The 10023-nt window shown below is 66.0% G+C and carries 10 protein-coding genes; 6 read left to right on the forward strand and 4 right to left on the reverse strand.

The features are described from left to right. Positions 1-314 precede the first annotated feature (314 nt). Positions 315-1061, reverse strand: coding sequence for a 3-hydroxybutyrate dehydrogenase (locus ACIBW7_RS26590; protein ID WP_397050733.1), 747 nt, complete (start codon positions 1059-1061; stop codon positions 315-317). Positions 1062-1137: 76 nt separating this feature from the next. Beyond that, the gene (locus ACIBW7_RS26595) at positions 1138-2547 is read right to left on the reverse strand and encodes an MFS transporter (protein ID WP_397050735.1); all 1410 of its coding nucleotides are present in this window, start codon (positions 2545-2547) and stop codon (positions 1138-1140) included. A gap of 142 nt (positions 2548-2689) precedes the next feature. Here ACIBW7_RS26595 and ACIBW7_RS26600 point away from each other — a divergent pair, with 142 nt between their 5' ends. Further along, the gene (locus ACIBW7_RS26600; protein ID WP_397050737.1) at positions 2690-3613 is read left to right on the forward strand and encodes a LysR family transcriptional regulator; all 924 of its coding nucleotides are present in this window, start codon (positions 2690-2692) and stop codon (positions 3611-3613) included. Positions 3614-3831: 218 nt separating this feature from the next. Beyond that, complete coding sequence (locus ACIBW7_RS26605; protein ID WP_397050739.1) at positions 3832-4224, forward strand: hypothetical protein; 393 nt, start codon at positions 3832-3834, stop codon at positions 4222-4224. Positions 4225-4344: 120 nt separating this feature from the next. Here the strand turns inward: ACIBW7_RS26605 and ACIBW7_RS26610 are convergent, their stop codons facing one another. Then, a complete protein-coding gene (locus ACIBW7_RS26610; RefSeq protein WP_397050837.1) occupies positions 4345-5058 on the reverse strand; it encodes an ABC transporter ATP-binding protein in 714 nt (237 codons plus the stop codon). 30 nt (positions 5059-5088) lie between these two features. Continuing rightward, on the reverse strand, positions 5089-6147 hold the full coding sequence (locus ACIBW7_RS26615; protein WP_397050741.1) for an ABC transporter permease: 1059 nt from the start codon (positions 6145-6147) through the stop codon (positions 5089-5091). A gap of 130 nt (positions 6148-6277) precedes the next feature. Between ACIBW7_RS26615 and ACIBW7_RS26620 the strand changes: the two genes are divergently transcribed. From ACIBW7_RS26620 to cobM, 4 genes are all read left to right on the forward strand, one after another. Beyond that, positions 6278-7759, forward strand: a complete 1482-nt coding sequence (locus tag ACIBW7_RS26620) for a sensor histidine kinase (RefSeq protein WP_397050743.1) — start codon at positions 6278-6280, stop codon at positions 7757-7759. Then, entirely contained in the window at positions 7756-8373 is a 618-nt protein-coding gene (locus ACIBW7_RS26625; RefSeq protein ID WP_397050745.1) for a response regulator, read from the forward strand. Before ACIBW7_RS26620 ends, ACIBW7_RS26625 begins: the two co-directional genes overlap by 4 nt. 107 nt (positions 8374-8480) lie before the next feature. Then, positions 8481-8906: a PPOX class F420-dependent oxidoreductase gene (locus ACIBW7_RS26630; RefSeq protein ID WP_397050747.1), complete on the forward strand. Its 426-nt coding sequence runs from the start codon at positions 8481-8483 to the stop codon at positions 8904-8906. 16 nt (positions 8907-8922) lie between these two features. After that, positions 8923-9687: a precorrin-4 C(11)-methyltransferase gene (gene cobM / locus ACIBW7_RS26635; protein WP_397050749.1), complete on the forward strand. Its 765-nt coding sequence runs from the start codon at positions 8923-8925 to the stop codon at positions 9685-9687. Positions 9688-10023 lie beyond the last annotated feature (336 nt).

Consider the following 10023-nt stretch of genomic DNA (forward strand, 5'->3'; position numbering starts at 1 on the left):
ACATCCGCCATCGGTGACCCCAACGGAGCGAGTCTTACGAGCAACCCGTTCGCGGCCCGTCTCGCGTCCGAGTCGTCGAAGCGCATGCGCCGAAGTCGCGAGTCTCGACCATCCGTCGTGTGTGCATCGGTGGCCGAACGATCCGCCATCGGTGACCCCAACGGAGCGAGTCTTACGAGCGAGGAGTTCGCGGCCCGTCTCGCGTCCGAGTCGTCGAAGCGCATGCGCCGAAGTCGCGAGTCTCGACGACTCGGACGCGAGACACCAGGGGGCCGCGAACCCGCCGCGCCGAAGGCGCGGCCAAAGATACAGCATCACCTTGCGGTCCACCCGCCGTCCATGGTGTAGGACGCGCCGGTGACCATGCCCGCATTCGATGAGGCGAGCCAACCCACCAGTGACGCAACCTCTTCCGGCTCCACGAGGCGCTTGATCGCGCTCTCGGTGAGCAGCACCCGCTCCAGGACCTCCTGCTCGTCGATGCCGTGCGCCTTGGCCTGATCGGCAATCTGCTTGTCCACCAACGGCGTTCGAACATAGCCGGGATTGACGCAATTGCTGGTGACACCGTGGCGACCGCCCTCGAGCGCGGTTACCTTGGACAGGCCCTCGAGTGCGTGTTTGGCCGTCACATACGCAACCTTGTATTCGGACGCGCGCAGCCCGTGCACCGAGGACAGATTGATGATCCGGCCGAAGCCCCGCCGATACATCTGCGGCAGTGCCGCGCGGATGAGCAGGAACGGCGCTTCGACCATGAGGGTCATCAGGTTCCGGAATCGCTCCGGTGCGAAATCTTCGATCGGGTTGATGCTCTGGACACCGGCGTTGTTCACCAGGATGTCCACGTCCAGGGTCAGTTCTTCCAGTGCTGTGACGTCGAGAAGGTCGATGGCCCAGGCTTTTCCGTCGACCTCAGCGGCGAGTGCCTTCGCGCTCACGTCATCGATATCGGCGATGGTGACGGTTGCGCCGCGTGCCGCGAGTTCTCTGGCGCAGGCGGCGCCGATGCCGCTGGCGCCGCCGGTGATCAGGGCGGAACGTCCGTTCAGGTCGGTCATGCCTGTGCCTCGCCGGTGCTCGGCTCCGGCATGACCGACCTTGTCGCCGTGTTGGTCGTTCGCTCGCTGCGCTCACTCATCCGAGCTCCGCTCGTAGGGGTTCGACCCGCGCCGCCGGGGTCTGTGCGGCAAGGGTTTCTGCGTCGGCACTGTCGATGCTTTCCAGGGTTATGCCCTTCGTTTCGCGGGCGAACAGGACGGCGATCGCGGTAATCGCCGCGGCCGCAGCCAAATACAGGGCGATCGGCACCGCGGACCCGTAGGTATTGAGCAAGCGCACGGCGATGATCGGGGCGAGCGATCCGGCCACGATCGAGGTGACCTGATAACCGAGGGAAACACCGGAATACCGCATCCGGGTCGGGAACATCTCGGCCATGATCGCCGGCTGTCCGGCATACATGAAGGCGTGGAATACCAGGCCGATAATGATCGCGGACATGATGATCGCGTTGTGGCCGCTGTCCATCATCGGGAAGGCGAAGAAGCCCCAGGTGCCCGCGGTGAGCGCGCCGACCAGATACACCGGCCGCCTGCCGAAGCGATCGGAGAGATTGCCCGCCAACGGAATCATGAAGAAGTGCACGGCATGTGCGGCCAGCAGCCACCAGAGGATGACCTTGGTGTCGACGTGCACATGCACCTTGAGATAGGTGATGGTGAAGGTGACCACCAGGTAGTAGAGGATATTCTCGCCGAATCGCAGCCCCATGGCGGTGAACACGCCGCGCGGGTAGCGCCGCAGCACCTCGACGACACTGAGCGAATCGGCTTTGATCTGTTCGATTTCCTGCTGTGCCGCAACGAAAATGGGCGCGTCGGTGACCTTGGTGCGGATGTAGTACCCGACCAGCACGACCACCGCGGACAACCAGAATGCCACGCGCCAACCCCAGCTCAGGAAGGCGGCGTCGGACAGTGTCGAGGTCAATGCCAGCAAAGCGACCGTCGCCAACATATTGCCCACCGGCACCCCGGCCTGTGGCCAGCTCGCCCAGAATCCGCGGCTCTTGTTCGGACTGTGTTCGGCCACGAGCAGAACCGCGCCACCCCATTCGCCGCCGACCGCGAAGCCTTGGATGAATCGCAGGACGACCAGCAATGTCGGTGCCCAATAACCGATTTGGGCGAAGGTCGGCAGACAGCCCATGAGGAAGGTCGCGGCACCGACCAGCACCAGACTGAACTGCAGCAGCTTCTTGCGGCCGTATTTGTCACCGAAATGTCCGAAGACGACGCCGCCCAACGGACGTGCGGCGAAGCCGACGGCGTAGGTGATGAAGGCGGCGAGGATCGCGTCGAGATCGCTGGTGCCTTTGGCGAAGAACACTTTGCTGAAAACGAGCGTCGCGGCCGTGCCGTAGAGGAAGAACTCGTACCACTCGACGACGGTGCCGGCCATGGACGCGGCCACCACCCGCCTCAGCCCGGCCGGTATCCCGCCGGGATCGTTTCCCGTCGGCCGCATTGCATCGCGCACGCTCATCGAACAATCTCCTTCATGACCGGGGCCACATCTGGCAATAAGATGTGACGGCCCCCACATTTCGTGGTCAGAACGAGTATTCGTGCACATATCTTCGGCCGCAATGACCAGTTGTGCAGTGCGTATCTGCAAGAATGCAGAAATGAGTCCCCCTGCCTCGGGTCCCAGCCGTCCCAGCGCGGATGATCTGCTGGTTCTGCTCGCCGTCGGGCGCTCCGGGCGCTTCGTGTCGGCCGCCGAGGAGCTCGGGATCAACCACACCACCATCTCGCGCCGTATTGCCGCACTGGAGCAGACGCTGGGCGGGCGGGTGCTCACCCGGGTCACCGGTGGATGGGAGCTGACCGATCTCGGGCGGGAGGCGTTGGCGGCGGCCGAGGCGGTGGAGTCCGCGGTCAAGTCGCTGGCTACCGATGCCGATGGCATGCGCGTATTGGAGGGTGTGGTTCGGATTTCGGCGACCGACGGATTCAGTGCCTATATGGCCGCACCGGCCGCCGCCGAGGTGCAGCGGCGGCATCCGAAGATCGCCGTCGAGATCGTCGCGGCGACCCGGCGCGCGTCCCAGCAGCGTTCGGGTCTGGATATCGAAGTGGTGGTGGGTGAGCCACAAGTGCACCGCGCCAGGGCAATTCGGCTGGCCGATTACTGTCTCGGGCTCTATGGTTCGCGTGACTATCTCCGCGAACATGGAACACCCACGGCCATTGCGGATCTCGCGCGCCACTCGCTGGTGTACTTCATCGATTCGATGCTGCAAGTGGATGACTTGGACCTGTCCTCCAGCTTCACGCCGGCGATGCGCGAATCCGTCACTTCCACAAATGTTTTCGTGCACGTCGAAGCGACCCGGGCGGCGGCGGGCCTCGGCTTGCTGCCATGCTTTATGGCGGATCGTCACGACGACCTGATCCGAGTGCTTCGGAAGGAAGTCTCCGTTCGGCTCCCCTATTGGCTCGTCACGCGGACCGAGACATTACGCAGGCCAGAGGTAGCGGCGGTGGTCGACGCGATTCAGGTTCGGGTGCGGGAGCAGCGGAATGTTCTGCTCGGTTTATCGGCGTAGTCGTTTGATAGCCGATGTAATCGAAATGTGATGCGCATCGCAGGTCTTCCGGAAAGTTTGACACGTCGCGGAAAGGCTCGATGTACTCGGTGCGACTTCGTGTATAACCCGTGTCTGTCAATGGGATTCGCGCTGTCGTGAAGGGTCGGGCATCCGTGCGGTCCGGCCGGGGCGGGCCCGCGTCGGCTGCGATCGGCGCGGCAACAAAGAAAGGTCCCTTGGTTTTTCCGGCGCGGAACCGCGATATCGCCTTGCAGCCCACCATCGATCACGACGGCAAGGCACTGACCCTGCGCCCGATCGATGACCCGGCGGTGGATCCCCAGCCGACCACATCGGCGGAGCGCTGGAACCAGGAAGTGCAGCGAGCCTCGTTCGGCGCCCTGATCGGCGCGGGCATCGGCCTGATCATCGGCCTCCCCCTCGGCGGCATCATCCTCTTCCCGATCCCCATGGCCACCACCGCCATCGGCGCGGGCATCGGCTTCCTCGCCGTAGGCGGGCAGCCCCTGATCGACGCGGGGCATCGCCTACTTCAGCGGCCAGCCCTGATCGGACCGATCAGCACGAATACATCAGCGGCCCAGCGCAATCTCGCGCTGGGCCGCTGACATGTGTGAGGTACCGCCGGCCGGTGAATACGTCGTCGATGGTGGCTGCGGTCGGGGCGCCATCGAGCCAGATGTCGAGTCGGCTCAGATCTGTGCACCTGTCCATGCGAGTAGCAGGTTTCAGGTCGCGGGGGTGAGAGTGCCGTCGGTCATGCGGTAGACGGCGTTCATTTGGTGGAGGTGGGTGCGGTCGTGGGTTACCAGGAGGGTGGCGGCGTCGTGGGTGCGGGCCACGGTGAGGATCAGTTCGATTATGGCGGTGCCGCGTTCGGTGTCGAGGGCGCTGGTTGGTTCGTCGATGACGAGGAGGGACGGGTCGTTCATCAGGGCGCGGGCTATGTTGACGCGTTGGCGCTGGCCGCCGGAGAGTTGGGCCGGGCGTTTGGCGTGCTGGTCGGCGAGGCCGACGGCGTCGAGTAATTCCATTGCCTTGGTGCGGGTTTCGCGGCGCCGGGTGGGGGAGGCGAACAGGTTCCGGCCGAGGTGGGACATGGCCTCTAGTTGTTCGACGGCGGTCAAGGCCGGGATCAGGTTCGGCTGCTGGAAGACGATGCCGATGGACGAGCGGCGCAGGGCGGTGGCTTCGCGGCGGTTCAGGGTGGCGAGATCGACTGTGCCGTTGGTGGTTTCGAGCATTATGCGGCCGGAGTCGGGGCGGATCAGGGTGGAGACAACGGCGAGCAGGCTGGATTTTCCAGAGCCGGACGGGCCGGTGATCGCGGCGATGGTGCCGCCGGTGACGTGCAGGTTCACCCGGTTCAGTGCGGTGAGGCGGCCCGCACCGTCGGGGTAGGTGAGGGTTGTTTCGCTCACGATGAGAGCGGTTTTCGTCATGGTTGCGGCGGTCATGCGGGTCTCCGAGGGTCAGCGGGCCGCACCGAGTGCGGTCAGTGGGTCGGTGGTGAACAGGAAGCGCAGGGCGAAGGCCGCGCCGAGCAGGCCGAGGAAAATCAGGGCCGCCGCGGGGAACAGGGTTGTCGAAAGGCTGAGTACGAATGGCAGCGCGTCGCCCATGAATGTTGCTGCGGTGACCGTGCTTCCGAGTCCTATCGCGACACCCGCGGTCAGCACGATTGCCGCTTGGGCGAGGGCGTCGCGGACCAGTGCGCCGGACGTCGCGCCGAGCGCCTTCAAGGTCGCGATATCGGGCGTGCGCTGCACCGTCCACACGGTGAAGAACGCGCCGATCACCAAGGCGGAGATGACGAACAGCAGTACGGTCATCAGTGTCAGCGAACCATTTTCGGCTTTGTAGGAACTCAATGCCGACAGCGATCCGGAGACGCTGGTCGAGGTCGTACGCGCAGATGCGTTGACGGAGGCCATATTCGGTATGCCCGATACTGCGAGCACCGTGGCGGCGCCGCCGCGCGGACTCACCGATTGCCAGTCGGCGGGCGTCATCCAGACGACGGGAGTGTGGCTGTACCAGTCGTCGCCCTGGACCGCGGCCACCCGGAAGGTGCCCGCACCGAGCGTGACGGTGTCACCGGCGATGGCATCGAGAGCCGCGGCCGCACCGGTGCTCAGCACGACGGTGCCGGAATCGGTTGCGACGCGGTTGCCGAATGTGGTTCCGGTAGTACCGAACAGCGCGACCTGGGCGGGTTTGGTCGCACCCTGACCCGATACCGCACCCTCCGCCCGGCTGATGCCGATCGGGTCGACGGAGCCCGCGGCCGCCTGCCAGGCCTCGACCTGCTGCTCGGTCAGCGCGGAGGCGTCGAAGGAGGGATCCGCGCCGCTATCGGCGAAGACGATGGCATCGGCGTGGATCGCCTCGATGGCCGAGATGTTCTGGTGCGCGAGTCCGGCGGTGAGACCGCTGAGGAAACTCACCAGCAGCGCCACCAGGGTGACGACCAGCGTGATGAGCAGAAAACGGCCGCGTGCGGCCCGCAGATCCCGGAGTGCGACGAACATGCCATCACCCTGCCGCGCGCCGGCTCCCATGCCATCGCGCACGCGGAGGAATGCGCCCCGATCGAAGGTTGGTCGGTGTTTTACGCCTTTCGATGGATGCCGCCCGGATAGCCGCACATAAGCTGGCAACGTGCATTCGTCGCCGCTCACACCTGTCTTCACCGCGCTGCGGTTGGGGCTGCATGTGCTGGTGACGACGCTGGCGGTGGTGGTCGCGGTGCGTGCACTGCTGCCGGGCGCCGGACATCCGCTCGGCGTCGTCACGCTGACCGTGGCATTCCTGGTGGTGTACTTCGCCGGTGCGCTGGTCGGTCGCCGCCCGGCGGGCATCCGCATCTGGTTGGCGGCGCTCACGGTGCTGTGGCTCGGCCTGGTGGTGCTCGCACCGGATGCCGGATATCTCGCATTCGGCGTGTTCTTCCTCTACCTGCACCTGCTGCCACGACCGTGGAGTCTGCTCGCGGTCGGTGCGGCCACGGTGGTTGCGGTGATCGGTTTCGGGGTGCATCGTGGTTGGTCGGTGGCGGGTGCGATCGGCCCGATTATCGGCGCGGCCGTCGCGGTGGGGATCGGACTCGGCTACCAGGCGCTGTTCCGCGAATCCGCCGAACGCCAGCGCCTGATCAACGAGTTGCTCAGTACCCGAGCAACTCTCGCGGAACAGGAGCGCACCGCGGGCAAATTGGCCGAGCGCGAACGGCTGGCTCAGGAGATCCACGACACCGTCGCGCAAGGCTCGAGCAGCATCCAGTTGCTGTTGCACGCCGCCGAACAGTCGGCGCCGGATCATCCCGCACTGCAACAGATTCGGCTGGCCCGCGAGACGGCGGCGGAGAATCTGGCCGAAACCCGCAGGCTGATAGCGGAATTGACACCAGCCGCCCTGGAGGGGCAGAGCCTCGCGCAGGCGCTCGAGCGCATCTGTCAACGTGCCGAGGCTCCGGGACTGCGCACCCAGATGGTCGTCGAGGGCACCCCGGAGCGCCTGCCGATGCCCGTCGAGGCGGCACTGGTTCGGATCGCGCAGGGGGCGGTCTCGAACGTGGTGCGCCACGCGGGCGCGAGCCGGATGCGGTTGACCCTGACCTATGCCGATACCGATGTGTACCTCGACGTGGTCGACGACGGCATGGGCATCGATCCGTCGGTGCTCGACCGCGCGCCGACGGGCACCTTCGGTCTGGCCGCCATGCGCAGTCGCGTCGAACAGCAGGGCGGCACAATGGCGGTCGAGTCCGAGCCGGGCCACACCGCGGTCACCGTCGCGTTTCCGCTGGAGCCCGGTTCCGGCGCAGTCGATTCCGGCCTGCGCGCAGCGGAATCCGGCTTGTCTGCGGCTGATTCGAACCCGCCCGCGGCCGATTCGGTCCTGTCCGCGACGGAAACGAACGCGGCGGATTCCGAGCCCATGCCGAATGCTCCCGACCTGCCCTCGTTGGCGCAGCGTGCGGCGGATTCCGAGCCTGTGCCGGACGACCCCGACCTGCCTGCGGTGGCGCCGAGCTCGACGAAGCCGAACGATCCCGGGACGGCCGCAGCACATGCCAGTTCGCGGCCAGCCGAATCCGCCCAGGGCATACCGAAGGCAACGAACCAGGAGGGCGGTCAATGATTCGCCTACTCCTGGTCGACGATCACGCCATCGTGCGCGCGGGCCTGCGCGCACTACTGGAAAGCAATGACGACATCACCGTCGTCGGCGACGCACCGACCGCCGAGGCCGCCGTCGCCTTCTGTACCACCACCCCGGTCGACCTGGTGCTGATGGATCTCAGCTTCGGCCCGGGCCGATCCGGTGTCGACGCGACGGCCGAATTGCGTGCGCTCGCTCAGCCGCCCAATGTCCTGGTGGTCACCAACTATGACACCGACGCTGACATTCTCAGCGCCATCGAGGCCGGAGCCTGCGGCTACATCCTCAAGGACACCCCACCGATGGAACTGCTCGCGGCGGTGCGCTCGGCGTCCGCGGGGGAGAGCGTGCTGTCGCCCGCGGTGGCCTCCAAACTGATGATCCGCGTGCGCCGCGCCGACACCACGCTGAGCCCGCGCGAAATCGAGGTGCTGCGCCTGGTGGCCGACGGCAGTTCGAACCGGGAGATCGCCAAGGAACTCTTCCTCAGCGAAACCACCGTCAAATCCCACCTCGTGCACATCTACGCCAAGCTCGGCGTCCGCTCCCGCACCTCCGCCGTCGCCCGCGCCCGCGAACAAGGCACCCTCTGAGCGATCAAGATCAAGTGGACCTGGTGGCGGGGGCTTCTCGCGTTTTGCCGCCATGGTTTCCACGTGATCATCTGTCCAGCCGGGTGTGGGGGTTTTAGGGTTGGGGGATGGACTCACTTTCGGATCCCAAGGTGCGCGAGTTTCTGACCTATGGCAAGCGGACCGGGAAGGTGGCGTTCGTGGCTGCCGACGGTCGACCGGTGGTCAGTCCGGTGTGGTTTGTCCTCGAGGGGGACGAACTGGTCTTCAATACCGGCAAGGCCACGGCAAAGGGGAAGGCCTTCGCCCGCGATCCGCGCATCGCGGTGGTGGTCGACCTCGAGGAAGCGCCGTATTCGTCCATTCAGATCCAGGGCACCGTGACCCTGTCCGAGGATCCCGACGAACTCCTGCGCACCGCCACCGAGATCGCCGGCCGCTATATGGGCGCGGACCGGGCCGAGGAATTCGGCAAGCGCAACGGCGTCCCGGGCGAACTGGTGGTCCGGGTGCACCCGTCCAAAGTGATCGCCCACTTCGACGCGACGGCCTAGCCCTAGACTCACCCGCATGACCGTGCACTTCATCGGGGCCGGGCCGGGCGCCGCGGACCTGCTGACCGTCCGCGCGGTCGAGCTGCTGCGCGCCGCCCCGGTCTGCCTCTACGCGGGCACCTACCTCGACCCCGAGGTGCTCGCGCACTGCGCTCCCGATACCGAACTGATCGACACCCAGCACCTGGACATCGACCAGATCACCGAGCACCTGGTGCGCGCGCACCGCTCCGGTAAGGATGTCGCGCGCCTCTGCTCGGGCGACCCCTCCATATATTCGGCCCTCACCGAACAAACCCGCCGCCTCGACGCCGCGGACGTACCGTGGGACATCACCCCCGGCGTCCCCGCCTACGCCGCCGCGGCCGCCCTGCTCGGCACCGAGCTGACCGTGCCCGAAGTGGTCCAGTCCGTGGTCCTCACCCGCACCCAGGCCCGCTCCACCGCCATGCCCGAATCCGAGGCCCTCGCGAACTTTGCCCGGACGCAGGCCACGCTGGTGCTGCACCTGGCCATCACCCGAATCCGCCCACTGGCATCCGAGCTGATCGCGGCCTATGGCGCCGACTGCCCGACCGCCGTGGTCTACCGAGCCAGCCAACCCGGCCAACTGGTGCTGCGCGGCACCCTCACCGATATCGCCGACCAGGTCGAATCCGCGGGTCTGCGCCAAGCCGCCGTGATTCTCGTCGGCCGCGCCCTCACGCCGAATCTGTCCTGTACCCAGTCCCATCTCTACGACCCGGCCCGCGACCGAAACCGACCTTCGCAAGCAGTGTGAGATCGGTGACAGCCACCCAGCAAACTTGCGATGATCCCCCTGCCTGGGCTGATGTTTCCCGGCTATGAGAGCTGATTGGTCGGCTGGCGAGGGCGACGGTAGATTGTTTCGGTGATCTGCATTGAACTTCCCGGCGGAGCCGGTCGGTGGGTGGCGGGCATGGTCGCGCCTATGTAACAAGCTCGGCCTGACGGGCAGATAGTGCCAATGAACATTTTTGCTTGATTGATGAGAACTGAACGCGGGAACACAGGCGCCACGCTGGTATAGGTGCGCGTCGGCGTCCCGGTGTTCATCGGGGAGCGCTCGTGTGGTGTTCCGGAAGCGAGGTTACGG

The organism is Nocardia sp. NPDC049526 (genome assembly GCF_044465765.1).
In the GTDB taxonomy this organism is placed as follows: domain Bacteria; phylum Actinomycetota; class Actinomycetes; order Mycobacteriales; family Mycobacteriaceae; genus Nocardia.